We start from the raw sequence: 24,217 nt of genomic DNA, 5'->3' as shown, positions 1-24,217 counted from the left end.
GCCGATGCTTTAGCCTCGCATCAGTGCCAGGACATGGGCTGCCGTCGATTTCGACAGGGCTTCGAGATCGTAGCCGCCTTCGAGGATCGAGACGAGGCGGCCCTCGGCGCGACGGTCCGCGATCGCCATCAGCTTCTGGGTCGCCCAGACGAAATCGCCTTCGACCAGATTGATATTGGCGAGCGGGTCGCGCCAATGAGCATCGAAGCCGGCCGAGATGATCACGAGGTCGGGCTGGAAGGCGTCGACACGTGGCAGCACCGTGGTTTCGAACGCGTCCCGGAAGGCGTCGGAGCCATCGCCCGCGCGCAGGGCGGCATTGACGATCGTGCCGTGCTCGCCGCGTTCCGAAGGAGCGCCGGTGCCGGGATAGAGCGGCATCTCGTGGGTCGAGGCGTAAAGCACGCTCGGGTCGTTCCAGAAGATCTCTTGTGTGCCATTACCGTGATGGACGTCCCAGTCGATGATCGCGACGCGCTCCGCGCCGTGCGCCTCCCGGGCGTGGCGGGCGGCGATGGCAGCCTGGTTGAAGAAGCAAAAGCCCATCGCCTTGACGCTCTCGGCGTGATGGCCGGGCGGACGCGTGGCGCAGAAGGCATTCTTCGCCTTGCCATTCATCACCTCATCCACGGCATGGGCAGCAGCGCCGACGCCGCGCAGCGCAGCCTCCAGCGAGCCGGGCGACATCGTGGTGTCGGCTTCGATGTCGACGAGACCCGTCTCCGGTGAGGCGGCGATCAGCGCCTCCGCGAAATGGCGCGGGTGGCAGAGCGTGACGAGGCCGAGATCGGCGCGCGGAGCCTCGACCCGGGCGAGGTGGGCGAATCGTTCATCCTCGAGCGCCTGCTCGACGACGCGAATCCGGTCGGGGCGCTCGGGATGGCCCGGCGGAGTCAAATGCTGCAGGCTGGCCGGGTGCGTAATCAGAAGCGTCGTCACTGGTTCTCATCCTCATCGCCGGTCTTGCCGCCGCGCATCATGTTGCACTGCCGTTGCGCTATTGCCACGGTCGCGGCCGAAGTCGACGAAACACGCTTCGCAGCAGGAACTTCATTGCGCCATGTCAGTTTGACGCATAGAGCAGCGGCGCGGCTCGACGTCACCCCAACCCCCGGGGCGGGAATACAATATTAACTTTTCATTCATCATAAAGAGCGCGTTCGCGGCGTCGCTGGTGGTAGGCATGAAACAGACTGTAATCGTTGCCCTGGCGCTGTCGACCCTGCTCGGTGCCTGCCAATACAAGAGCGTGAACGCTCCCGCACTCTCTGAGCGGGATGCAGAGTACATCGCGCTCGTGCCGAAATTCGAGCACCATATCACGCAACTGCCCTACGAGATCACGGACCCGACCGGTCTGCCGCCCGGCAGCATTAAGGTCGATACGGTCGAGAAGTATCTCTACTTCGTGCTGCCGAACAAGAAGGCGATTCGCTACGCCGTCGCGACCGGCGACGAGGCTTTTGGCTGGACCGGTGAAGCCATGATGCAGCGCAAGGCCGAGTGGCCGCGCTGGACTCCGCCAGCCGAGATGATCAAGCGCTGGCCGCATCTGGCGCCGCGCGCCGGCGGCATGGAAGGCGGCCCGGAGAACCCGCTCGGCGCGCGCGCGCTGTACCTCTACCAGAACGGCAAGGACACGCTCTACCGCATCCATGGCACGAACGAGCCCGAGACCATCGGCCGCTCGGCGTCTTCCGGCTGTATCCGGATGCGCAATATCGACGTGATCGACCTCTTCAATCGCGTCCAGGTCGGCACCAAGGTGATCGTGGTCTGAGCAGGGCTGCTGTATGGGGCTCACCTGCTGTCCCGGCCTTGCGCATGCAGGAGCAGAATATCGCGAACGGCACGGTTCATGGGGGTCGGTATGCCCACTGCCGCACCGAGATCGACCACGCCGCCGCTGAGCCAGGGGAGTTCTAGCCGCTTCCCCGCCTGCAAGTCATGATACATGGATGCGATCATGTCGTGAGGCAGGCCATCGGCGAAGGCCAGCCGCTGTTCGGCATAATCCTCCGGAAGGGCGATGCCGTGCGCGCGTCCGACGGCGAGCGCCTCCTTCATCAAATCGAGAAGGAACTGCCGGGTTAGCGGATTGTCACGGATCTGGCCGAGCGGCATGCGCATAGAGGTTGTCGCACCTGACAAGCCGACCAGGAAGACGAATTTCTGCCAGATCTCGCGGCGGATATCGGGGCTGATCTCCGCGTTGATGTCGCCTGCCGTACAGACCTGATGAAAATCCTCAATGCGCTTCGAGACCCGGCCGTCGAACTCGCCAAACAGCAATCTCTGCATCGTGCCGATCTGTGCGATGACACCCGGTTTGCTGACGGCCGTTGCAACGTAGCCGACGCCACCGATCAAGGCGGCGTCGCCGATGATCGGCCGGAGTATGTCGTTCTTCTGCACGCCGTTCTGAAACGAGATCAGGCCGGTATCCGGTCCTATCGCGGGAAGCAGGGACCTTGCGGCAGCTTCCGTGTCCCAAAGCTTGACCGCGAAGAGGATCAGATCGACCCGGCCAATGCGGGACGCATCGTCGGTGACGTCGATTTTGGGCAGTTCAATTGGTTCGCTGTCGTTTTCAATGCGCAACCCATGCTGACGCATTGCTGCAAGATGCGCACCGCGCGCGATGAAAACGACGTCGGCGCCGCCTTTGACCAGCCGCGCGCCAAAATACCCGCCAACGCCCCCCGACCCCATGACGGCAATCCGCATCGCGCCCTCCTCAGGTCACGACCGCTGAACGTCTCAACAGATCAGATTCAGCCTGAATGATAAAGGTGACTGCTTCAGGTTTGCAGGTATCAGCCGACGAGGTTCGGCTTCCTTAGGGGATTTCGCAGCTGCCAAGGTCCGTTTGCTTCGGCATCAATCAGGGCATACTGCGAAGCTGATCGTTCCGCCGCAGCGTCCTGGCCTAACCCAACTCCACCAGCACGATCTCGGGAGGGATGCCGAGCCTGAATGGCAACTTGCTGGTGCCGAGGCCGGCAGAAACCACCAGATCGCGCCCGTCCTCGCGGACATGTCCATAGGCGTAGCGATTGCCATAACGCGAGGGCACGATCGGCGACCAGCCGAAGAGCCGCACCTGCCCGCCATGGGTGTGGCCCGACAATGTCAACGCAACCCGCGCCGGCATCCGGGCGAAGACATCCGGCTCATGCGCCAGCATGATGATAGGGGCGCCGTCATCAGCGATCTGGGCGAGGGTGCCGGGCAGGTCGTCGACGCCGTTCTTCTGTCCGCGCAACCGTCTCAGGAAGGCGATCTGGTCGCCGAGGCCGGCAAGCCAGAGCGGTCCTGCGGCGGTATCGAGGCGCAGCGCCCGATTTTCGAGGACCTTGATCCCGACGGCTTCGAGCGCAAGGCCCGACTGTGTCGGCCCGCTGCGGTTCCTCTGTGTCGGTTCGTCCTGCCACCAGTCATGATTGCCGAGCACGGCGTAGACCCCGCTTGGCGCCTTGAGCGCGGCGAGTTCCGTGGCCCAGTCGGCGTAGGGCGGGTCGGAGACGCGGCGGGCCCGGCTCGCAACGAAATCTCCAAGCAGCAGGACGAGATCCGGATTCAGCTCATTGGCCGTCGCGACGATATCGCGAACGCGCGACACGGGCATATGCGGTCCGCCAATATGCAGATCCGAGATGATTGCGAGCTTGAGGCGACCTGACCGGGGCCAGCCCTTCGGGGTGAAGCGGTAATGCGTTACGCGCTGATGGGTTGGCTCCCAGGCATAGGCGTAACCGCCGGTGCCAAAGCCAGCCAAAAAAAGACCGGCGAGAGTTTGGAGAGCTCTGCGCCGGTCAATCATGGAGGGTCTCGAAAGTCAGTCTGCCAGTCGTCAAGTCAATCGTCAAAACCGTTCCGGAGAACGGCCGGCACAAGATGGGCCGGTTTTCTCTCTGCCGTCCTGTCCGACGCAGGCGAGGAGCGTCTTGTACCCGCGGCGACCGCGGGAATTGCGATCGGGCGGAAGTGCGATGCGTAGGCCTCCTTGGCCGAGGCATCATGGAAGCTCGCACTGCGTTGCGTCATCTGACGCTGATTGGCGGAAGGCATCGGTCCTGACTTTGCTTGTTGCACGGTGCCGGCGGTTCCTGGCCGCCGACACAGGGAAGGTGACGTCCGATCGGGACGACGAAGCGGCGTGATCGTGATTTCTTCGTGGCTTTTCGGCCTCGATCGCAACCATGTCGCCGCTTCGGTTAAGCTCCCCTTAAGCAACCCGGCTCAGGCCGCGAGCAAACCTTCGGCCTTGGCCCAGGCGAGCGTCTTGTTCAGGGCCCGCTCGTAGCGGTCGAACATCTCCTCGATCTCGGCCTCGGTGATCACGAGCGGCGGGCAGAAGGCGACGCGGTCGCCCATGGCGCGTGTGATCAGGCCCTCTTCCTGCGCGAAGGCGACCGATTTCGGGCCGACGCCCTTCTTGGTCTCGAACGGGGCCTTGGTCGCCTTGTCCTTGACGATCTCGACGCCACCGATCAGGCCGACGCCGCGTGCTTCGCCGACCAGCGGATGCTCGGCAAGCTTCTCGAGCCGCCGCAGGAAGGTCGGGGAGACCTTCCGGGTATGCTCGACGATCTTGTCGCGCTGGTAGATTTCCAGAGTCTTGACCGCGATCGCGCAACCGACCGGATGGCCGGCATAGGTGTTGCCGTGGCCGAATGTGCCGATCTTGCGGCTCTGGTCGACGAGCACCTCGTAGACCTTGTCGTTCATCATCACGGCGCTGAGCGGGAAATAGGCCGAGGTGATCTGCTTGGCGAGCGAGATCGTGTCGACGTTCATGCCATAGGTCGTGGTGCCGAACATGTTGCCGGTGCGGCCGAAGCCGGTGATGACCTCATCCGAGATGAACAGGATGTCGTATTTGGCCAGAACGGCGTTGATCTTTTCGAAATAGCCGTCCGGCGGGGTGATCGCGCCGCCGGCGCCCATCACCGGCTCGGCGATGAAGGCAGCGACCGTGTCCGGCCCTTCGCGCAGGATCATCTCCTCCAACTCGGCGGCGAGGCGCGACGAGAAGTCCTGCTCGCTCTCGCCAGGCTCGGCGAAGCGATAATGATGCGGGCAGGAGGTGTGCAGGATGCCCGGCAGCGGCAGGTCGAAATCGATATGATTGTTGGGCAGGCCGGTGAGCGAGGCCGAGGCTACCGTGACGCCGTGATAACCCTTCAACCGCGAGATGATCTTCTTCTTCTGCGGCCGGCCAAGGGCATTGTTCATGTACCAGACGATCTTCACCTGGGTGTCGTTGGCATCGGAACCGGAGGCACCGTAGAACACCTTCGAGATCGGAACCGGGGCGATCTCCTTCAGCTTTTCCGCCAGCTCGATCGCCGGATCATGGCTGCGCCCGCCGAAGATATGCGTGAAGGGCAGCTTCTTCATCTGCTCCGTCGCCGTCTCAATCAGCTCCTGGTTGGAGTAGCCGAGCGCGGTGCACCAGAGCCCGGCCATGCCCTCGATATATTCCTTGCCGGCGCTGTCATAGACGAAGACGCCCTTGCCGCTTTCCAGCACCAACGGGCCGGTCTCGCGATGCGTCGCCAGGTTCGTATACGGGTGGACCAGGGTCTCGATGTCGCGGACGGCGAGGTTGGATAGCATGGCGCAAGCTCCAGGTTTTTATGCGGCCTTTATGCGAGCATAGACCGGGACCAGCGCAAGCGCTGAGCGATTTTCACGCAGATCGACGCAGACTCTGGCGCGCATCGGGCTGTGCCGGCTCAGGAATGTCCGGCTGTGCCGGGTGGAGCGCGATATCCTGCGCCCGCCCTTGCCAGCATGCCGCCGACCGCGACCGCCGTCAGATCTTCGCCGGCCGCCGCAATGATCTGCACGCCGAGCGGCAGACCGCCGTCTGACTGCGAGATCGGCGCGACCAGTGCAGGCAGATCGGCCCCGGTCGCGAGCGAGGCCCAGAGCAGGAAATCGAGATAGGGGCGAAGCTCGCCGTTCACGGCAAGGCGCCTCGCGTGAATGTCCGGCGTGTGATCATGCGGGATTGCGGAGACCGGCGCGGGCGGGCAGAGCACGACGTCATAGGACTGGAAGAAGCGGGCCCATTGCCGCTTCAGAGCCATGCGCCGCTGCGAGATCTGCTGATAGAGTCCCGGCGTCATGCGCGCGCCCCGCGCTTGCAGCGACTGATGCGAGAGATCGTTGGTGCTGAAGCGCGATGCCATCGCCTGGATGCGCGCCCTGACCTTGGGCGGCAGTCCATAGGCGACAACGGCGTGGTTGAGCAGCGCATAGACCTCGAAGGCTTCGGAGAAGCGGATCGCCGGGCGCGCGGTCTCGTCGATGATTGCGCCTTGCGCGGCGAGCAGATCTGCCGCTCGACGCACCGCTGCGCTGACCTCCCGGTCGACTGGTGCGAAAGCATCGTCGACCCAGAGTGCGACGCGCAGGCCGCGGGGCTCCTGCAGCCGTGGAGCGGTGAGGGCGGCGCCTGCGACATGCGGGTCGCGCGGGCCGGCCAGAACGGGGAGGATGAGCGCAAGGTCCTTGGCGGAGCGCGTGATCGGCCCGGCGACCAGGAGGTCGGCATTGCGCGGTGTACGGCGCTCGGGCGGCGGCGGCAGATGGCCCCAGGTCGAGATCAGGCCCCAGCTCGTCTTCAGGCCGTAGACGCCGCAGGCATGGGCCGGCCAACGCACTGAGCCGCCGAGATCTGAGCCGAGCTCGAAGGCGGCCATGCCGGTCGCGACTGCGGTTGCGGCCCCGCCGGACGAGCCGCCGGGAGAGAAGGCCGTATTCCAGGGATTGTTGGTGACGCCGTGAATGGGGTTATAGCTCTGGAAATCGCCGGAGAAGACCGGGACGTTGCTCTTGCCCAGAATGACGGCGCCGGCGGCGCGCAGACGGGAGACCGGCGCGGCATCGTCCGCAGGAATGCGGTCCTTGTAGGCGGGCAGCCCACCCGAGGAGGGCAGACCGGCGACGTCGAACGCGTCCTTGATCGTGATCGGCAGTCCTTCGAGCGGGCGGGCGCTGCCATTGGCGAGGCGCCTGTCCGATTCTGCCGCCATGGCGCGCGCCGCGTCGCGGTCCTGGGCAATGACGGCGTTGAGCAATGGGTTCAGCGAGTCGATGCGGGCGAAACTGGCCTCGAGCAGGTCGCTCGCGCTGAAGCGGCGGGCGAGCAGGGCTTCGCGGAGGTCGGTCGCTGAGGCGGTCAGGTCGATCGCAGGCATCGGCACGTCCGGTCGGTTGGCAGGAACCAGCCTCCTGCCTAGAGCATGCTGCGAAAAAGTGGCAACGGTTTTTCGCATGAAGCATGCTCTAACCTATTAGAGTCGATCACGTTTTCTGCGTTTGGACGATTTCGTCCAAACGCAGCGTGATCTAGCCGGTTCGCGCCTCGACTTCCATCCGCCGAAGGAAGCTCTCGCCGTCACTGATGCCGAGTTCGTAGGCGAAGCGGATCCCTTCCCAGTCGCGGATCGTGAATTGCGAGACCGGAATGGTCCGGGACGGACGTGCATAGGTTCGGCCTGCCACCTGCGGCACCGCGGAGAAGGGGCGGGTCAGCAGCACGAGCGTCTGTTCGCCGGCCTCTTCCAGATCGGCGAGCGCCCAGGCCGGGGCACTGTCGACCAGCCCGCCGTCAAGCGCAGCGCGCTGCCCGACGAGACCGGCCGGCATGAAGGGGGGTACTGCGGCGCTCGCCATGAGGGCCGCGACCAGTTGTTCGGCTGTCGCGCAATCGGCGAGCCGGACAAGATCGGGCACGAAACCGAGGCGGCGCCCGGCGGTGGGATGGACGGGCCGGCGAAGGCGCTTTTCGAGCTGATAGGCGCCGATCCCCAGCATTGCGGCAATTGGCAGGGGCCAGAAGCGTGGCGGGCGCGAGATCGCGATGCGGAAATCGCTCGTGATCCGCAAGGTTGCCAGGGCCTCGGGCGTGAAAAGCTGAGTCAGGAGACTCTGATAGAGCTCGCCGACTGGGAAGAGCCGCCCACCCCTGCGAAAGGCGGCCCAATCCATCTCGGACGTTCTGCCGAGACAGGCTTGCCTGACCTGCTCGCGTATGGTCGGGCCCCGGCCAAGTGCCGTATAGAGCATCGCGAAGGCGCCGGCGCTGACACCGACGACCCGGCGTGGCGACAGGGCGAGGCGTGGCGCCACGGTTTCATAGAAGCCACCCTGCCAGTAGCAGCGATTGCCGCCGCCGGCGAAAGCGAGTCCGGCGAACATGAAGGCGCTATTCGGTGTCCACGGCGCGAGCCAGGTCGCGCCAGGCGAGGACGAGCCGGTCGAGATCGGCGAGATCACCGGCCTGCAGCTTGCCGAGAGTGGTCGCGACATAGTTACGCTGCGCTGCGATGCCGGCTTCCGCCAGCCTGCGCCCCTCCGGCGTCAAGTGCATCGCATAGGAACGCCTGTCGCCCGCGATGGCGCGGCGCTCGACGAGGCCCGCCTGTACCAGACGATCGACGAGCCCGGAGACATTGCCCTTGGTGACGTAAAGCCGCTCGGCCAACTCGCTTTGGCTGATGCCTTCGCGTTCGGTCAGCGTGGAGAGCAAATCGAATTGCGGGATCGAGAGGCCGAGCGTGCGGATGCGCGTCGTCATCTGGCCGAGCATGCGCTGATGCAGCCGCATGAAGCGGAACCAGACGCGGTCTGGATCGGTGCGTAGGGCGTCGGGCGCTGACACGGTTCCAACTCTGAAGCTCTATCAGTTCTGCCCTAAACTATCGCGTGGTTCGAGGCGAGCCCTTCGTTTCGGCTTGCCGTTGCGCTCTTCCCGGTTTTGCCGTCCAAGCGCTGATGATCCGATGCAATGGTTACCCCCAGGTTCGTTCCACTCCCACGTCGATCAGGGTAGCGATCACGCAAAGGCGACCATGGCGGGTTCCGCGCTCCATTCGAACTCGGTGCCGTTCGTCCCGATACGGTGAAGAATGTCGGCCCGCCTCAGGAACCGCAGCCGCTCGCCTCTGTCGTTCGCGCCCTGATCCAGCGCGCAACCTCGCGCAACCGCTCCAGATCGACGCGGGTCTCAAGCCCGCTCTGCTCGAAATGGGTCACGAGCGTCTCGGTCGCGAGATTGCCGGTAGCGCCCGGAGCGTAGGGGCAACCGCCGAGTCCACCGACCGAACCATCGAAGACACTGACGCCGAGAGTCCATGCCGCCGCGACATTCGCGATGGCTCGCCCGCTGGTGTCATGGAAATGGCCGGCCAGCTGCGTCGCCGGCACCTTTTCCAAGGCGGCCTCGACCATGCGTGAGGTCCGTTCCGGCGTGCCACGCCCGATGGTGTCCGACAGCGCGATCTCGTCGCAACCGATCTCGAATAGCCGCGTTGAGACCTCCGCCACCGCTGCTGGGCCGATCGCGCCTTCATAGGGACAATCAAGCGCGCAGGAGACGTAGCCGCGCACCGGAACGCCAGCCCGTCGCGCCAATGCGACGACCGGAATGAAGCGACTGATACCCTCGGCAACGCTGCAATTAGTGTTGCGCCGGGAAAAGGTCTCGGAGGCGGCGGTGAAGACGGCCAGTGCCTGAGCTCCGGCTGCTAGCGCGGCTTCAGCGCCTTTCTCGTTCGGCACCAGGGCCGAATAAACCACGCCCGACCGGCGCGACGCCCCGCGCATAACCGCGTCGTGATCGGCCATCTGCGGCACCCAGCGCGGCGAGACGAAGGCTGTCGCCTCAATCCGGCCGAGGCCCGCCCGCGCCAGCAAATCGATCAGCGCGAGTTTGTCCGCGGTTGTGACCTGGGCCGTCTCGTTCTGCAGGCCGTCGCGCGGACCGACCTCGACAATGGTGACACGCCGCTTCGTCATCTCAGGCCCCGAGATAGGCCGAGCGCACGCGCTCGTCCCGCAGCAGTTCGGCTCCCGTTCCCTCGAGTGTGATCGTGCCGGTCTCGATGACATAGGCGCGATCCGCGACGCCGAGCGCCAGATTGGCCATCTGCTCGACCAGCAGAATGGTCATGCCCTCTTCGCGCAGCCGCCTGATCACGGCAAAGACCTCTCGCACGATCAGCGGTGCTAGACCGAGCGACGGTTCGTCAAGCAGCAGGAGTTTTGGCCGGCTCATCAGGGCTCGCGCGATGGCCAGCATCTGCTGCTCGCCGCCGGACAAGGTGCCGGCCAGCTGGTCCTGCCGTTCGGCAAGGCGCGGGAAGATGGCGAAGTAGCGTGCGATGTCGGCCTCGACGCCGTCGGTATCATTGCGTGCATAGGCACCCAGCATCAGGTTGTCGCGCACGCTCTGGTCGCCGAACACGAGGCGCCCTTCCGGCGAATGGCCGATGCCGAGCCGCACGCAATCATGCGGCCGGATGGCGTTCAGGCTGCGCCCCTGGAAGGAGATGGTGCCGGAGGCCGGATTCACTAGCCCCGCGATGGTGCGCATCAGGGTCGATTTGCCGGCGCCGTTGCCGCCGATCAGGGTCACGATCTCCCCCGCCGCGACGCTGAGCGAGATGCCCTTCAGCGCGTGAACCGCGCCGTAACGCACCTTGAGATCATCGATCCTCAGCATGCTCATGCGACAACCTCGATCTGCGCCTCGGTCTCGTCCTCGGCGCCGAGATAGGCGGCGATCACGCGCGGATCCTGGCGGATAGTGTCCGGCGCGCCCTCGGCGATCTTCTCGCCATAGTCGAGGACGAGCACGTGGTCGGAAATGCCCATGACCAGATCCATGTGGTGCTCGATCAGCAGCACGGTAATGCCGGCGGCCTGGATGCGCTGGATCACCTCGCCAAGCTCATGCGTCTCCTGCGGATTGAGCCCGGCCGCCGGCTCGTCCAGCAGCAGCAATCTTGGGCGCGACGCCAGCGCGCGGGCGATCTCGAGGCGGCGCTGCAGGCCGTAAGGCAGGCTCTTCGCCTGTTCGAAGGCGCGTTCGCCAAGCCCGAGTTCCGTCAGCAGGGCGAGCGCCTGACCACGCGCCGCACGCTCGGCGCGGCGGCTCGCGGTCAGACCCAGCAGTGAGGGGAGGAACGAGGTCTCCACATGCAGATGCGCGCCGAGCAGGACATTGTCGAGCGCCGACAGATCGCCGAACAGCTTCAGGTTCTGGAAGGTCCGGGCGATGCCGAGCGCGGCGATGCGATGCGGAGGCTCGCCGGCGATCTCCTGATCCCGGAAGCGGATCGAGCCGCCATTGGGCGCCACATGGCCGGAAAGCAGGTTGAGCAATGTCGTCTTGCCGGCGCCGTTCGGGCCGATCAGGGCGTGAACCTTGCCGGCGCTGATGCTGAAGCCGACATTCCGGACCGGAACGATGCCGCCATAGGCCTTGTAAAGATCCTTGACGACGAGAAGCGGTCCGGTTCCGCGATCGCGCTTTTGCTCCAGAAGCAGCGAGCGCTCCGGGGAGAGCGCGGGAGGCTGTGCTGACCGGCTCCGCTTCACCAGGTTCGCCAGCGCACCGGCGATGCCGTTCGGCATCAGGTAGAGCGAGAACAGCAGCAAGGCGCCATAGGTGAAATGCTGCAGCGCCGGCCAGCGCGCCAACCAGGCATCGAGAAGCGTCAGGATCACCGCGCCGAACAGCGGGCCATAAAGCGAGCCCGAACCGCCGAAGATCACCACGACGAGGAAGAGGATCGACAGGTTGAAGGTGATGAAATCCGAGTTGAAATACTGGTTCTGCTGGGCCACCACCGCGCCGGCGAGCGCGCAGGTCACCGCCGAGATGACGAAGGCCAGCGTCTTGGCCCTGACGACCGAAATGCCGACCGATTGCGCGGCAGGCTCCGCCAGCTGCACCGCCAGAAAGGCACGGCCATAGCGCCCGCGAAGCAACGAACGCAGCAGCAGATGCGTCACGATGCAGAGCAGGCCGACGAACCAGACCCAGTGCAGATTGGTAAAGCTGCGCCCAAAGATGGACGGCGCACTGATGCCGTAGAGCCCGGCCTGGCCCTTGAAGATGTCGGTCCATTCGGTGACGATCTTCTCGACGACGATCCCGAAGCCGATCGTCACCATGGCAAGGCTGGGACCGGAGACCCGGACCGACGGCATGGCGATGACGAGACCGAACACGGCGCCGAAGCCGCAGGCCAGCACCAGCGACAGCCAGGGGTTGATGCCCCAGTCGACATTGGCGATCGCGGCCGTATAGGCGCCGACCGCGAAGAGGCCGGCATGGCCGAGCGATTTCTGCCCGGCATAACCGACCAGCACGTTCAAACCCGCCGCCGCGAGATAGTTCACGCCGATCGTGAACAGTATCTGCAGATGAAAATCATTGAGCGGCAGAAGCGGCACGAGCGCGAGCGCGGCAACCACGCCCGTCACGCCGAGCGCATGATGAAGCCCCGGCATCAGATCTTCTCCACGCTGCGCGCACCGAGAAGACCGCTGGGCCGCACGACCAGCACGATGATGATCAGCAGGAAGATGGTGATCTCGCGCATCTCGGCGCGCCAGAGCCCGACCAGCGCCTCGATCAGGCCAAGCAGGAAGCCACCCAGCACGCAGCCGCGCGCATTGGTCAGCCCGCCGACGATCGCCGCCGAGAATGCCTTCAGTGCCACGCCGAGGCCGATGAAGACCGAGGCGGTGGTGATCGGCGCGATGAGGATGCCGGCAAGCCCCGCGAGAGCCGAGGAGATGACGAAGGCGATGATGACGATCTTCTCGACATTGATGCCGACGATGGCGGCGGCCTGCGGGTTGAAGGCGACGGCACGCAGCGCCTTGCCGAAGCGCGTCCTGCGGATGACGAAATCGAGGCCGACCATCACAGCGATCGCGACGACCGCGACGAGCACCTCCTGCGGCCGGATGCCGGCGCCCGCGATGCGATAGACCTCGTTGCCGAGCGGCGACGGGACCGCGATCGAGGCCGGGCCCCAGATCGCGAGCGCGGTATTCTGCAGGATGATGCCGAAGCCGATGGTGCTGAGCACCCAGTTCAGGCCGCCGACGCCGACGAAAGGTTTGATCGCGCAGTAGTAAAGCAGGATGCCGATCGCCCCGACGATCGCGACACTCGCAAGCGTCGCCAGGCCATAAGTGAACAGCGTCATCTCGGACGGTGCGAGATTGCCCCAATGCGGCTTGCCCGCCGCAAGCAGAAGCAGCGAGACGCCGACCAGGCTGCCGGGCACGAGAAAGGCCCCCTGGCCGAAATTGAAGGTCTTGGTGGTGGCGTAGGTGATGTTGAAGCCAAGCGCGATCAGCCCGTAGATCGCGCCCAGGGCCAGCCCGCTCGCCAGCGCTTGAAGTATTGCCGTCATCACGTCCCCGTACCGAGCGCCTCGCAGGAAGTAAGCCGGCTCATCAATGCGCAATCGATGAGCCGGCTCGTTCGGTGGATCATCAGCGTTTCAGGTCGGCCGCGGCCAGCGACTTGACGATCTCGTTGTCGAGCTTGACGACGCGGCCGTCCTTCCATTGCGCGAGATGGAAATCGGCGACGCCGAGCGCCTCGTGCTGCTCCTTCGCAAAGGGCTTTTTGTAGGTCTTGATGATGCCCTGGATCTCGCCGAGACTTTCCATGGCCTTCTGCACCTTGTCTCCGTCGGTGCCGCCCGCCTGCTTGATCGCCGCCGCAATCAGCATCACCGCGTCATAGCCCTGGGCGGCCGAGACGAAGGCCGGCATGTTGGGGTGCTTGGCGATCAGCCGCTTGTGGAGAGCGGTGGCGTGGTCGCTCGCATCCTCGGTCGTCGAGGCGGCGAAGATCGTCTTCTCGGCGAGCTTGGCCCCGGCGATGTTGATCAGCGGGGTGTTGATGCTGCCCCAGGTCGAAAGCAGGCCGGGGTAGTAGTCCATCTTCTCCATGCTCTTCAGCACCTGGGCGGTCGCGTCCGCCAGCGAGCCGGTGACGACCATGTCAGCACCGGCCGCCTTCAGCTTGGCGAGCTGCGAGGTCATATCGGTGTCCTTGGGGCCGAACTTCTCGACGGCCACTGGCTTGATGCCGTGCAGCGCAAGGATCTCCTGCAGGTCCTTGGTGGCCGCCTGACCATAGCCCGTCGTGTCCGCGATGATCGCGATGTTCTTGGATTTCGAGGCCTTGACCGCATAGGCCGCGAGCAGGGCGAGCTGCTCGCGATCGACCATCGAGACACGGAAGATGTAGTTCTGCGGCTCCTTGGCGTAGCGCGCCGTGATGTCGGTCGCGGTTGCCACATGGGAGACTACCGGCACCTTTTTCTGCTGCGGGATATGCAGCCAGGCGAGCGCGTTGCCGGAATTGGTCGGGCCGACCACCGCCGCGACCTTCTCGTTGTCGATCAGCTCATTCATGTTCTGGATCGACTTCGGCGGCGAGGCGGCGTCATCGCGGATCACGCCGACCAACTTGCGCCCGAGCACGCCGCCCTTCGCATTGATGTCCTCAATCGCGGCTTGGAAACCGTAGAGCCCCGACAGGCCGAGTTCGGCCGCCCCCGAGGCGGACTGGTCGGCATTGTAGCCGATCTTGATCTCGTTCTGGGCCGCCGCGGGCAGAGCGAAGGCAAGGCTGGTCGAGACGAGCAGCGCGCCGACAGCACGGCGTGAAATACGATTGATCATGCGTTCCTCCGGTATTGTCCGCTTTATGCGGGTTCTGTGTTGATGAATGGCGACTTCTGCCGGGATGCTCAGCGGGTCAGGCTCCTGCCCTTCGCGCCGCGAGCAGTTCGCGTGCGCGGTCGACGCGGACATCGTGGCTGCGCGCCAGTTCCGCCGCGACCGCCTCGATCTCGGCTCCTTCCGCTCCAGCGACGATCGCGATGTTGCGGGCATGCAGCGCCATGTGGCCACGCTGGATGCCCTCCGTTGCGAGAGCCCGCAAAGCCGCCATGTTCTGTGCGAGACCGACCGCGACCGTGACCTCGGCAAGTTCCTGCGCCGTCTCGACGCCGAGCAGGCGCAGCGACCATTGCGCCAGCGGGTGTGTCTTGGTCGCGCCGCCGACGAGACCGAGCGCCATCGGCATCTCGATCGAGCCCACGAGGCTGCCATCCTTGTCGACTTCCCAGGTCGTGAGCGAGGTATAGCGCCCACTACGCGCCGCATAGGCGTGCGCGCCTGCCTCGATCGCGCGCCAGTCATTGCCGGTGGCGACCACGACCGGGTCGATGCCGTTCATGATGCCCTTGTTGTGGGTGGTGGCCCGATAGGGGTCGATCACCGCGAAGGTATAGGCATCGAGCATTCCCTCGATCATGCGTTTGCCGGAGAACTCGGCCGTGGCGAGCGCGGCCTCCGGCACACTGACCGTGGCGCGCGCCAGCCGAAGATCCGCGAGATTAGACAGGATGCGCAGGCGCACCGTGCCGCCGGTGATTTTCTCGACGATGGGCGCGACTGTCTCGGCCATGGTGTTGACGGTGTTGGCGCCCATCGCATCCCGCACGTCGACGAGCAGATGCATGACCACGATCGGGCCGCGCGGCGTCTGCGGGAAGACGTGAACCTCGATGTCGCGGCAACCGCCGCCCAACGAGACCAGTACCTTGTCCTTTCCATTGGCGGCCGTGACGATCTCGTCACGCGCCGCAAGCAGCTTGTGGCGGGCGCCTTGCGGATCGGAGACCCCGATCAACTGGACCTGCGCCCGCATGATCGGCCGGTCGCTCGATGTGCGGAACCCGCCCGAACCGCGTGCGATCCGCGCCATATAGGAGGCAGCAGCCACCACGGACGGCTCCTCCACCGCCATCGGGATCAGGTAGTCCTTGCCATTGATCGTGAAATTGGTGGCGACGCCGAAGGGCAGTTCGAAGGTGCCGACGACGTTTTCGATCATCCCGTTGGCCAGCGTGAGCGGCAGTCCGCCCGGCGTAGCGAGCAGCACCTTGTCCTGCACAGACAGGGACGCCGCAGCGACAGCCGCGTCCAGCCGCTCGGCGCAGGAAAGGTTGCGGTAGTTCTCGATGCGCGAGTTCACGGACCGCGCGGAATGTCCGCGCGCTTCGGCCGTCTTCATGGATGTTTCCTCCGCCCGCTTCCGCGGCTTTTCGCCTGTTTGTTGGTTGACAGGCTCGGCCAAGCGCAGGACAGGAGCAAGGGACAATTCCTCGTACGATCCGATTCTCTGTACCAGTCAAATCACTGGTACAATCCGAGGCGTCATGGACGAGAAAGCCGACAGCACCCACAGAGAGCGCATTGTCGGGCGGATTGGCCGCTCGATCGATGACGGCCTGCTCCAGCCGGGACGGCGCATGCCTTCGCTGCGGGCGGCCGCCGAGGAATACGGTGTGTCCAAGAATACGATGGTCGAGGCGTATGACCGGTTGGTCGCGCTCGGGCGACTCGAAGCGCGGCGCGGCTCGGGCTTCTATGTCCGTGCCGGCGGGCGCAACACGATCGAGGCTCCGCCACAGCATATGACCGAGGCGATCGACATCGTCTCACTGCTGCGCGAGCAGCTTTGTCAGACCCATCCGGTGCGTGTCGGCGACGGTCGCCCACCCGCCTCATGGACGGAAGATTCCGAACTCGGCCGGCATCTGCGCCCGCGCAGCGGCAAGGGCCTGCTGCCGATCGAGCACGGCTATGGCGATCCGCTGGGCTACGGGCCCTTGCGCGCACAGGTCGCCCTGATGCTGGCGGAGCGCGCGATTCAGGTCTCGCCCGAGCAGATCCTTCTGACCTTCGGGGCCAATCACGGGCTCGACCTGATCGTCCGGCACCTACTGCGGCCCGGCGATACCGTGCTGGTCGACAGCCCGGGCTACTATCCGCTGTTCGGCAAGCTGAAGCTCGCCCGGGTCGAGATCATCGGGGTGAAGCGGCTACCCGACGGGCCCGATCTCGACGATCTCTCGCAGCAGATCGCGCGCCACGCGCCAAAGGCATTCTTCACCCAGTCCGTCGCGCATAACCCGACGGGCGGTGCGATCGCGCTCTCTGTGGCGCACCGGCTGCTGCAGATCGCGACGCGGCACGAGCTCTTCGTGATCGAGGACGATCCCTTTGCAGACGCCGTCCCGGCTTCACTGCCGCGCCTCGCCGCGCTCGACCAACTCGAGCGCGTGATCTATCTCGGCACCTTCTCGAAGACGCTCTCGGCCAGCCTGCGTATTGGCTATGTCGCGGCGAGCCCCGGCGTCAGCCGCGCGCTGACCGACATGAAGATGCTGACCGTCGTGAACAGTTCGGGCTATCTCGAACGCACGGTCAGCGACCTGATCGCCAGCGGTCAGTACAGGCACCATCTCAGGCGGCTGCGCGAACGCATCGGCAAGGCGACGACGCGGGCGCTGGAGAATCTGGAGCGGCTCGGACTGCCGGTCTTTGCCGCTCCCACCGGCGGCTATTATCTCTGGGCCGATTTCGCCCATGACGTCGACGACCTCGCCTTGGCGAAGCAGGCCTCGGAGCAAGGCATCTTCATCGCTCCGGGCTCCGTCTTCTTTCCCGATCGCCAGCAGACCCGGCCGGGCATGCGGGTCAACATCGCCTATGCCGACGATCCGCGGCTGATCCGCTTCCTCCAGAGCGCGCCACTGTCGGGCTTGCGCTGATCACACCCCCAGGTTCGTTCCACTCCCACTTCCATGGCTGGCCCTCCATAAAGCCGACCACCCATGAACCACGCAAACCGCGCCGCGGGAATCCCGAATGTCGAGCCGACCTAGGGCTCAACTCCTGCTTCCCTGCCGGGGAGCAGCCTGTCTATGCTGCTCCCAACAACAGCAAGAATGATCGTGGGGAGAGACGCCATGCTTGGCCTGATGCAGGACTGGCCCCTGCTGCTGCACCGGATCATCGACCATGCCGCCGTCCAGCACGGCACCCGTGAGGTCGTGAGCCGCGCGGTGGAGGACGGCTCGCTGCGGCGCACGACCTATGTCGATATCCGCCGCCGCGCCCTGCGAGTGGCCAGGCGCCTCGAACGGGAGGGGATGCGGCTCGGCGACCGGGTCGCGACGCTGGCCTGGAATACTGACCGGCATCTCGAGCTCTGGTACGGCATCAGCGGGATCGGCGCGATCACGCACACGGTCAATCCACGACTGTTCGCGGAGCAGATCGCCTGGATCATCAACCATGCCGAGGACAGGATGCTGTTCCTCGACCTGACCTTCGTACCGCTGATGGAGCAGATCCAGGACAGGCTGCCGAGCATCGAGCGCTTTATCGTGCTGACCGATGCGGCACATATGCCGCAAACCCGCCTGAAGGGAGCGGCCGCCTTCGAGGAGTGGCTCACCGAAGCAGACGACGATTTCGCCTGGAAGCAGTTCGACGAGAATACCGCCGCCGGGCTTTGCTACACCTCCGGCACCACCGGCGGCCCGAAGGGGGTGCTCTATTCGCACCGTTCGAACGTGCTGCATGCCATGGCCTGCTCGGCGCCGGACTATATCGGGCTATCCTCGCGCGACAGCGTGCTGCCGGTCGTGCCGCTCTTCCACGCCAATAGCTGGTCGCTGGCCTATTCGGCGCCGATGACCGGAGCCAAGCTGGTGATGCCCGGTGCGAAGCTGGACGGTGCATCGCTGCTCGAATTGCTGGAAGGCGAGGGCGTGACCTGCACCGCGGCGGTGCCGACTGTCTGGCTCGGCCTGCTGCAGCATCTGGAAGCGACCGGCGCCCGTCTCTCGACGCTGAAACGCGTGGTGATCGGTGGCTCGGCCTGTCCGCGCGCGATGACGGAAGCATTCGAACGCAAATACGGCGTCACGGTTGCACATGCCTGGGGCATGACCGAGATGAGTCCGATCGGGTCGTTCTGCTCGATCAAGCCGGTCTATGGGCATCTGCACGGCGATGCGCTCTACGACCTCAAGGTCAAGCAGGGGCATCCGCCCTTTACCGTCGAGTTCCGCATCACCAACGATGCCGGCCAGGATCTGCCCTGGGACGGCAGGACCTTCGGGCGCCTGAAGGTGCGCGGACCGGCTGTCGCCGGCGCCTATTTCAGGCGGGAGGATGAAGCGATCCTCGATGAGCACGGTTTCTTCGATACAGGCGACGTCGGCACCCTGGATGCCGCCGGATATCTCCAGATCACCGACCGCTCGAAGGACGTGATCAAGTCGGGCGGCGAATGGATTTCTTCGATCGACCTGGAAAATCTCGCGGTCGGCCATCCCGATGTGGCAGAGGCCGCGGTGATCGGCGTCGCCCATCCCAAATGGGACGAGCGGCCACTGCTGGTCATTGTCCCGAAACCCGGCCGTTCGCCGAGCCGCGAAGAGATGCTGGCCTATATGACCGGCAAGATCGCAAAGTGGTGGCTGCCGGACGATGTCGTCCTGGTCGAGGCAATCCCGCATACCGCTACGGGCAAGATCCAGAAGACCGCGCTGCGCGAGCAGTTCAAGGACTATCGTCTGCCGACAGGCTGAGCCGCGAGGCTTGCCTTCGGCGCCGGACCCCGCCACCTAAGCATCATGCACCGCCGCATCGTCTTCGAGGAACCTGTCTCGCGCGCCGCGCGCTGGAGCCGGCGGCTGGCCTGGTTCTCGGTTGCGGTGCTGCTGCTGGCTATTCTCGTCGCCCGGCTCGGCGAACCTTCGGTACAGGGGCTCGCGCCGATCGCCGGTGCCTATGGTTTCGTGCTGCTGGCGCTGCTGCTGGCGGTGCTCGCCTTCATGCGGATCTGGCAGGCGGGGCATCGCGGGGTCGGCATGGCGGCGCAGGCCTTCGTGCTTGCGCTCATCATGCTTGCGCCGGTGCTTTATGGTGGCTTCAAATGGCTGACGCTGCCGCGCTTGAGCGATATCTCGACCGATATCGATGACCCCCCGAGCTTCAGCCGCTCGCAGGCCGCCTTGACCGCACGCCACGGGCTGGTGCCGCCCGACGTCCCGGCTGGAGAGCGGCGCATCCAGCGCCAAGCCTATCCGAAGACGCTGCCGATCGTATTGGAGGTCCCGGCCGAAACGGCCTTCACCATCGCGCGCCGGGCCGCCACCGCGCTGGGCTGGCAGGTGCTCGAAGCGTCGCGCCCGGGCGGGCGCAGCGGGGCAGGGCGGATCGAGGCCGTGGCGCGGACCCGGATCCTGCGGCTTGCCGACGACATCACGATCCGCGTGCGCCCGCGCGCCGACGGCAGCCGCATCGATATCCGCTCGGCTTCGCGGATCGGCAGTCACGATCTCGGTGCAAATGCCGCTCGCATCGCGGCCTTTGCCGAAGAGGTCGATCTGCTGGTCGAGGCACGATAAATCATTCGCGGCGGCAAATCATTCGCGGCGGCATGATGCGATCCGAGAACGGATCGACGCCGCTGCATCAGGCCCGGACCAGTTTGTATCGGCTCGCCAGCATCGGCAGCGCCTCGTCACAGATGACCGTGCCGTTCAGGACCAGATCCTCGAGTTGGGCGAGGATCGAGAGCGAGGCCGCGCCGTGCAGTGCGACCGGCAACCCCTGATAGATTGGCGGCACCATCTCCGAGATGCGCTCGTCGCCGGCCCTGAGGCGGTTGAGGATCGCGGCCTCGCGCTGCCGTCGATGCTGCACGAGCCCGCGCAGGAAGCGCTGCGGTTCGTTCACGGGCCCGCCATGGCCTGGCCAGTAAATGGCGTGCTCCATCGCGCGCAGTTTTTCGATCGAAGACATGTAGGACGCCATCGAACCGTCGGGCGGGGCAACGATGCTCGTCGACCAGGCCATGACATGATCGCCGGAAAACAGGCTTGTCTCTTCCGCGAGCGCGAAGGCGAGGTGATTGGCGGTGTGTCCCGGTGTTGCGATGGCCGAAAGCGTCCAGCCTGGGCCCGTGACGGTGTCGCCGTCATGCATCGGCAGATCGGGCGCATAGTCGCGATCGGCGGCGGCATCGAGCGGATTGATCTCGCCAAGCGCCAGTTCGCGCGCCGCACGATGCGGCAGGCAGCCGGCGACGGTGGCGCCTGTTGCCGCCTTCAGTGCCGGCACGGCAGGCGAATGGTCGCGATGGGTGTGCGTGACAAGGATATGGCTGACGGTCTCGCCAGCGAGCGCCGCAAGGACGCGGGCGATATGGGCCGGATCGTCCGGGCCAGGATCCAGCACCGCAACCGTGCCTCGGCCGATGATATAGGTGCAGGTGCCGGTAAAGGTCATCGGCCCGCCATTCCCGGCGATGACGCGCCGGACGAGCGGCGACAGTTCCACCACCTCGCCGGAAGGAGCGGTGGCGCTGCGATCGAATTCGACGTCTTCGCTCATGCGGGGCCCGCTGTCTGGTCCAGTCGCGTCACGGGGCAGGTTGCGCTCCGGCCTTGCCGCTTAGCGCACCGCCGTGCGCCTTGTAGGGCATTGCAGCATTTTCTATAGACGGAAAACCGGCTGCGCAGCGCGGCCCTCAAAAAATGGATGAGAGCGCATGGCCGATCTGCTTCCCCTTTCCGCTCCGACCCTGGTCAACGCGATCCTTCCCCAGGTCTCCGGACGTCGCGCCGCGCTGGCGCGCACTATCGGGCTTGCCGTGGCCGGCAGCCTGCTGCTGGTTTTGGCCGCCAAGATCAAGGTGCCGTTCTGGCCGGTGCCGATGACCTTGCAGACGCTGGCCGTGCTCGGCCTCGGTGCCGCCTATGGCTCGCGCCTCGGCGCCGCGACCGTTGCACTCTACATTGCCTATGGCCTCGCCGGCCTGCCGGTCTTCACCAACACGCCGCCGGTTGCCGCCGGGCTGTTCTATCTCGCTGGTCCGACTGGCGGCTTCCTCGTCGGCTTCGTGCTTGCGGCGGCCGTCGCCGGCTGGGCGGCCGAGCGCGGAGCCTCGGTGTTCCGCCTGATTGCGGGATTCGTTGTCGCGGAAGCGCTGATTCTTGGCCTCGGCGGCCTGTGGCTCGCTCTTGGGGCGCAGATGGCGAGCGGTGCCACCGGTATCGGCTTCGCCAAGGCCTTCGCCTTCGGCGTGCAGCCCTTCCTGCTGGGCGACGCACTCAAGATGGCGCTGGCCGCGAGCCTCGTCGGGGCGAGCTGGTCCTTCCTGCGCCGCCGCGGCTAAGGCACGCTGCAGCGACAGAGACGAACGGGCCGGGGCTTTGCCCCGGCTTTTTCTTTGGCGCTGGCCGTAAAAGCATCGGCCCGAAGTGGACTGCGGTTTTCGGGAAAGACGATGCAAACACAGAAGGTTAGATCATCGGTCCGGATACGAGATCCGGTCCGATGATCTAACGATTCGCGTGAGGCGGGCGGGCTGCGTTCATCCCTGCGGATTATTGCCGGAGCAGGTCTTCACGGGTTGGCCGAAGATATCGAGCTTCATCAGCTCACCGCATTTGTCGCAGCCGGCGAGCAGCACGGCGAGGCTCATAATTCCGATGATTCGGGTAAAGCGCGTCATATAGTGAGCCCCATTGTCCTGGGGCGAGACTACAGGAGCGCCGCGCGCGACACCATCGCTGCACCGGGAGAAGTCGTGGATGCGTTAATCCTGCCCAAACAGACCCGCTTGCGGACCAAATCGCGCTGAACTGTCCGGGCAATAAAAAAGCCCCGAAGGGCTTGATTTGTAACTGCTTGAATTATCTCGGAAAATTTTGGTCGGAGTGGCAGGATTTGAACTTCCCCCTGCCGCCTTGACCCGATTGATTTTACTGCACTTTTCGACGTTAGGCCGTGACGTTATGTACCGCGCCTTTGTACCGCGAGCAAGGGCCGCGTGGTCCACGCTGCACGCCTCCCGCTGGAGCTCGCTGTAGAAGTTGCAGTGCATCGACATGCGAATGCACGGGAGGTGTCGCAATCCGCCACAACCAAAATACCGTGAAAGCAAATGCCGGCTGTCGCTATTGGGAGACCTTCTCCGCGTCCGGCAGTATCCACTTCTTTTCGAAGAACTCCTTCTTAGGCGCATAGAACCGCGCCAGTAGCTCGAACTTCCGACCCGGATCAGTCGGCAACCAATTGTTTTCTTTGCCGAGGGGTGCTTTAGGCCCAATGAAGATGTCGATGGAGCCATCGGAGTTTTTCTTCAAAACGTCCCCTTGCGAGGAGCGGCTGGCGTGCGGCATCCCTTTAATCAGCGCATGTGTCTGCCGGTCGTAGGCGGTAACTGACCAATACTGTGCGACAGGCGCATTGGGGGGCACTCGCAGGCGATATGTCTTAGCGCCATCGAAGGCGTCGCCGTCCCTGTCGCGGATCGAAAGTGAGTAGAATTGGCCTGCTCCGAGACGCTTTAGGCCGATGTAGGCGTAGCTGTAGCCCACGCCGCGATCATCGACCGGATATGCGTTCGGATCCGCTAGTCCATCGCTATACGCCTTGACGATGGTCGGATAAGCTGGGGAGGTCCATCGACTCCGGTCGGAGAAGAATGGCGGCAGGCCGGCGTCGTATCTGGCCTCCAGCCATGTGCCGGCTTCCTTCACCGCTGCGTCCATCAGCGCCTTGGTCCCGTCGGAAGGATTGAAGGGCTTGCCCTTCTCGATACCGAGAGACCTTAGCTGGTCGATCATCACGCGGTCGCGGTCGATCCAATTCTCGGCCTGCACGACGCGGTTCAGGTTCTCGAAGAAGCTGGCATTATAGCGGATGGTGGAGTCGAAATCGTCGCCTTTCACGTCGATGAAAGCCGTCGCCGGTGGCTTGGCTGCCTGCGCGAGCGGGTAGACCTTCAGCCGCTTGCCGTAAGCGATGGAAGCCTGCACGTCGGCATCGGAGTGGCTGGCGAAGTTCGAGCGGAACAGCATGTAGCCGGTCATCGTGTCGGACTTGAGCGCGTAATAGCCTTTGGGTACCTCGCCCTTGTAGCCAGGCGGCAGCAGCAGGAACTTGCCGCCCTTGCCCTTATCGACGCCGAGAAGGCCCGCGTCCTCCAACGGCATCTGCCAAACCGTAACGATGTTGGCGTTGAACGATCCCTTTCCGTCGGCTCTCGGCAAGTCCAGCACGACGGGCCCGTCCCTCAAGTCAAAAAACGACATAAAATAGAGTGCGTCGGGGTTGGGCGTCAGCGTCTGGTTTCTGGAGTCCAGCGGGCGTCCCCAGTAGATGACCTGTCCGACCTTGCCGCTGGTCTTGGTCAGCATCTCCTGTCGCATCAGATCGGTGTTGACGGCCGGGATGCCCCATATGACCGCTTCTACCGCGCGACGTTCGAGCATACGACGAGTGAGTTCATCAGGCGCTTGCGCGTGACCTGTTGCTGAAACAAAAAGTAGGGCGACGGAGATAAGAAGACTTCTCATAACGCGCTCCCGTAACTTGTCGGCAGCAAGCGTACGCGGAAGCTGCCTCGGGTCAATGTCCGCTGCCGCTCGGGGGCAAGCATCCGGATAATCAGCCGCCAAAATCCGAAAGCTGTCCCCTCTCCGGCCGCCTCCCTATTTCCCCC

The 24,217-nt window shown here is 64.8% G+C and carries 21 protein-coding genes; 5 read left to right on the top strand and 16 right to left on the bottom strand.

The features are described from left to right. Positions 1–9: 9 nt before the first annotated feature. Complete coding sequence (locus tag FG93_RS21505; RefSeq protein ID WP_043238138.1) at positions 10–939, bottom strand: histone deacetylase family protein; 930 nt, start codon at positions 937–939, stop codon at positions 10–12. Positions 940–1,183: 244 nt separating this feature from the next. Here FG93_RS21505 and FG93_RS21500 point away from each other — a divergent pair, with 244 nt between their 5' ends. After that, on the top strand, positions 1,184–1,780 hold the full coding sequence (locus FG93_RS21500; protein WP_043238135.1) for a L,D-transpeptidase: 597 nt from the start codon (positions 1,184–1,186) through the stop codon (positions 1,778–1,780). 20 nt (positions 1,781–1,800) lie between these two features. Here FG93_RS21500 and FG93_RS21495 read toward each other — a convergent pair whose 3' ends face one another. The 12 genes from FG93_RS21495 to FG93_RS21440 form a co-directional block, all read right to left on the bottom strand. Then, a complete protein-coding gene (locus FG93_RS21495; protein WP_043238132.1) occupies positions 1,801–2,727 on the bottom strand; it encodes a ketopantoate reductase family protein in 927 nt (308 codons plus the stop codon). A gap of 202 nt (positions 2,728–2,929) precedes the next feature. After that, the gene (locus FG93_RS21490) at positions 2,930–3,778 is read right to left on the bottom strand and encodes a metallophosphoesterase (protein ID WP_244448674.1); all 849 of its coding nucleotides are present in this window, start codon (positions 3,776–3,778) and stop codon (positions 2,930–2,932) included. A 464-nt stretch (positions 3,779–4,242) separates the two neighbouring features. Continuing rightward, positions 4,243–5,622 carry an aspartate aminotransferase family protein gene (locus FG93_RS21485; RefSeq protein ID WP_043238127.1) on the bottom strand — a complete coding sequence of 460 codons (1,380 nt, stop codon included), beginning with the start codon at positions 5,620–5,622 and terminating at the stop codon, positions 4,243–4,245. Between the two features lie 119 nt (positions 5,623–5,741). Then, positions 5,742–7,211, bottom strand: coding sequence for an amidase family protein (locus tag FG93_RS21480; protein ID WP_043238125.1), 1,470 nt, complete (start codon positions 7,209–7,211; stop codon positions 5,742–5,744). Positions 7,212–7,362: 151 nt separating this feature from the next. After that, positions 7,363–8,214, bottom strand: a complete 852-nt coding sequence (locus tag FG93_RS21475; RefSeq protein ID WP_043238122.1) for a patatin-like phospholipase family protein — start codon at positions 8,212–8,214, stop codon at positions 7,363–7,365. 7 nt (positions 8,215–8,221) lie between these two features. After that, entirely contained in the window at positions 8,222–8,623 is a 402-nt protein-coding gene (locus FG93_RS21470; protein ID WP_081881713.1) for a MarR family winged helix-turn-helix transcriptional regulator, read from the bottom strand. Between the two features lie 314 nt (positions 8,624–8,937). Next, on the bottom strand, positions 8,938–9,813 hold the full coding sequence (locus FG93_RS21465) for a hydroxymethylglutaryl-CoA lyase (RefSeq protein ID WP_043238117.1): 876 nt from the start codon (positions 9,811–9,813) through the stop codon (positions 8,938–8,940). 1 nt (position 9,814) lies between these two features. After that, entirely contained in the window at positions 9,815–10,519 is a 705-nt protein-coding gene (locus tag FG93_RS21460) for an ABC transporter ATP-binding protein (protein ID WP_200878138.1), read from the bottom strand. A gap of 2 nt (positions 10,520–10,521) precedes the next feature. Next, complete coding sequence (locus tag FG93_RS21455) at positions 10,522–12,315, bottom strand: ATP-binding cassette domain-containing protein (RefSeq protein WP_043238113.1); 1,794 nt, start codon at positions 12,313–12,315, stop codon at positions 10,522–10,524. Then, positions 12,315–13,232: a branched-chain amino acid ABC transporter permease gene (locus FG93_RS21450; protein WP_043238111.1), complete on the bottom strand. Its 918-nt coding sequence runs from the start codon at positions 13,230–13,232 to the stop codon at positions 12,315–12,317. The genes FG93_RS21455 and FG93_RS21450 overlap by 1 nt, the downstream gene beginning before the upstream one ends. Before the next feature lie 82 nt (positions 13,233–13,314). Further along, a complete protein-coding gene (locus tag FG93_RS21445; protein WP_043238323.1) occupies positions 13,315–14,517 on the bottom strand; it encodes an ABC transporter substrate-binding protein in 1,203 nt (400 codons plus the stop codon). A gap of 76 nt (positions 14,518–14,593) precedes the next feature. Continuing rightward, on the bottom strand, positions 14,594–15,916 hold the full coding sequence (locus FG93_RS21440; protein ID WP_052514011.1) for a hydroxymethylglutaryl-CoA reductase, degradative: 1,323 nt from the start codon (positions 15,914–15,916) through the stop codon (positions 14,594–14,596). Between the two features lie 145 nt (positions 15,917–16,061). Here FG93_RS21440 and FG93_RS21435 point away from each other — a divergent pair, with 145 nt between their 5' ends. The 3 genes from FG93_RS21435 to FG93_RS21425 all read left to right on the top strand — a co-directional run bounded on the left by FG93_RS21435 (position 16,062) and on the right by FG93_RS21425 (position 20,111). After that, the gene (locus tag FG93_RS21435; RefSeq protein WP_043238109.1) at positions 16,062–17,459 is read left to right on the top strand and encodes a PLP-dependent aminotransferase family protein; all 1,398 of its coding nucleotides are present in this window, start codon (positions 16,062–16,064) and stop codon (positions 17,457–17,459) included. 198 nt (positions 17,460–17,657) lie between these two features. Beyond that, positions 17,658–19,289, top strand: a complete 1,632-nt coding sequence (locus FG93_RS21430; RefSeq protein WP_043238106.1) for a long-chain-fatty-acid--CoA ligase — start codon at positions 17,658–17,660, stop codon at positions 19,287–19,289. 45 nt (positions 19,290–19,334) lie between these two features. After that, positions 19,335–20,111, top strand: a complete 777-nt coding sequence (locus FG93_RS21425; protein ID WP_043238104.1) for a DUF1499 domain-containing protein — start codon at positions 19,335–19,337, stop codon at positions 20,109–20,111. Between the two features lie 67 nt (positions 20,112–20,178). On the opposite strand, the gene FG93_RS21420 is transcribed toward FG93_RS21425, so the two are convergent. Next, positions 20,179–21,099 carry an MBL fold metallo-hydrolase gene (locus FG93_RS21420; protein ID WP_043238102.1) on the bottom strand — a complete coding sequence of 307 codons (921 nt, stop codon included), beginning with the start codon at positions 21,097–21,099 and terminating at the stop codon, positions 20,179–20,181. Positions 21,100–21,256: 157 nt separating this feature from the next. Between FG93_RS21420 and FG93_RS21415 the strand changes: the two genes are divergently transcribed. After that, positions 21,257–21,883, top strand: a complete 627-nt coding sequence (locus FG93_RS21415) for a biotin transporter BioY (RefSeq protein WP_043238101.1) — start codon at positions 21,257–21,259, stop codon at positions 21,881–21,883. Positions 21,884–22,081: 198 nt separating this feature from the next. Here the strand turns inward: FG93_RS21415 and FG93_RS32990 are convergent, their stop codons facing one another. Further along, complete coding sequence (locus tag FG93_RS32990) at positions 22,082–22,222, bottom strand: hypothetical protein (RefSeq protein ID WP_161783863.1); 141 nt, start codon at positions 22,220–22,222, stop codon at positions 22,082–22,084. A gap of 445 nt (positions 22,223–22,667) precedes the next feature. Next, positions 22,668–24,071, bottom strand: coding sequence for a DUF1254 domain-containing protein (locus tag FG93_RS21410; protein WP_043238098.1), 1,404 nt, complete (start codon positions 24,069–24,071; stop codon positions 22,668–22,670). Positions 24,072–24,217 lie beyond the last annotated feature (146 nt).

Source organism: Allobosea sp. LC85 (assembly GCF_000735605.1).
Lineage (GTDB): Bacteria > Pseudomonadota > Alphaproteobacteria > Rhizobiales > Beijerinckiaceae > Allobosea.
Note: the sequence above shows the minus strand (reverse complement) of the source record. Positions and strands in the feature narration are given on the sequence as shown.

Coding starts and splice junctions, on each gene's coding strand:
- FG93_RS21440 (WP_052514011.1), bottom strand. CDS start 15,916: ATGAAGACGGCCGAAGCGCGCGGACATTCCGCGCGGTCCGTGAACTCG.
- FG93_RS21475 (WP_043238122.1), bottom strand. CDS start 8,214: ATGTTCGCCGGACTCGCTTTCGCCGGCGGCGGCAATCGCTGCTACTGG.
- FG93_RS21450 (WP_043238111.1), bottom strand. CDS start 13,232: ATGACGGCAATACTTCAAGCGCTGGCGAGCGGGCTGGCCCTGGGCGCG.
- FG93_RS21425 (WP_043238104.1), top strand. CDS start 19,335: ATGCACCGCCGCATCGTCTTCGAGGAACCTGTCTCGCGCGCCGCGCGC.
- FG93_RS21410 (WP_043238098.1), bottom strand. CDS start 24,071: ATGAGAAGTCTTCTTATCTCCGTCGCCCTACTTTTTGTTTCAGCAACA.
- FG93_RS21495 (WP_043238132.1), bottom strand. CDS start 2,727: ATGCGGATTGCCGTCATGGGGTCGGGGGGCGTTGGCGGGTATTTTGGC.
- FG93_RS32990 (WP_161783863.1), bottom strand. CDS start 22,222: ATGACGCGCTTTACCCGAATCATCGGAATTATGAGCCTCGCCGTGCTG.
- FG93_RS21420 (WP_043238102.1), bottom strand. CDS start 21,099: ATGAGCGAAGACGTCGAATTCGATCGCAGCGCCACCGCTCCTTCCGGC.
- FG93_RS21435 (WP_043238109.1), top strand. CDS start 16,062: ATGGACGAGAAAGCCGACAGCACCCACAGAGAGCGCATTGTCGGGCGG.
- FG93_RS21470 (WP_081881713.1), bottom strand. CDS start 8,623: ATGCGGCTGCATCAGCGCATGCTCGGCCAGATGACGACGCGCATCCGC.
- FG93_RS21480 (WP_043238125.1), bottom strand. CDS start 7,211: ATGCCTGCGATCGACCTGACCGCCTCAGCGACCGACCTCCGCGAAGCC.
- FG93_RS21445 (WP_043238323.1), bottom strand. CDS start 14,517: ATGATCAATCGTATTTCACGCCGTGCTGTCGGCGCGCTGCTCGTCTCG.
- FG93_RS21500 (WP_043238135.1), top strand. CDS start 1,184: ATGAAACAGACTGTAATCGTTGCCCTGGCGCTGTCGACCCTGCTCGGT.
- FG93_RS21430 (WP_043238106.1), top strand. CDS start 17,658: ATGCTTGGCCTGATGCAGGACTGGCCCCTGCTGCTGCACCGGATCATC.
- FG93_RS21415 (WP_043238101.1), top strand. CDS start 21,257: ATGGCCGATCTGCTTCCCCTTTCCGCTCCGACCCTGGTCAACGCGATC.
- FG93_RS21455 (WP_043238113.1), bottom strand. CDS start 12,315: ATGCCGGGGCTTCATCATGCGCTCGGCGTGACGGGCGTGGTTGCCGCG.
- FG93_RS21460 (WP_200878138.1), bottom strand. CDS start 10,519: ATGCTGAGGATCGATGATCTCAAGGTGCGTTACGGCGCGGTTCACGCG.
- FG93_RS21485 (WP_043238127.1), bottom strand. CDS start 5,622: ATGCTATCCAACCTCGCCGTCCGCGACATCGAGACCCTGGTCCACCCG.
- FG93_RS21465 (WP_043238117.1), bottom strand. CDS start 9,813: ATGACGAAGCGGCGTGTCACCATTGTCGAGGTCGGTCCGCGCGACGGC.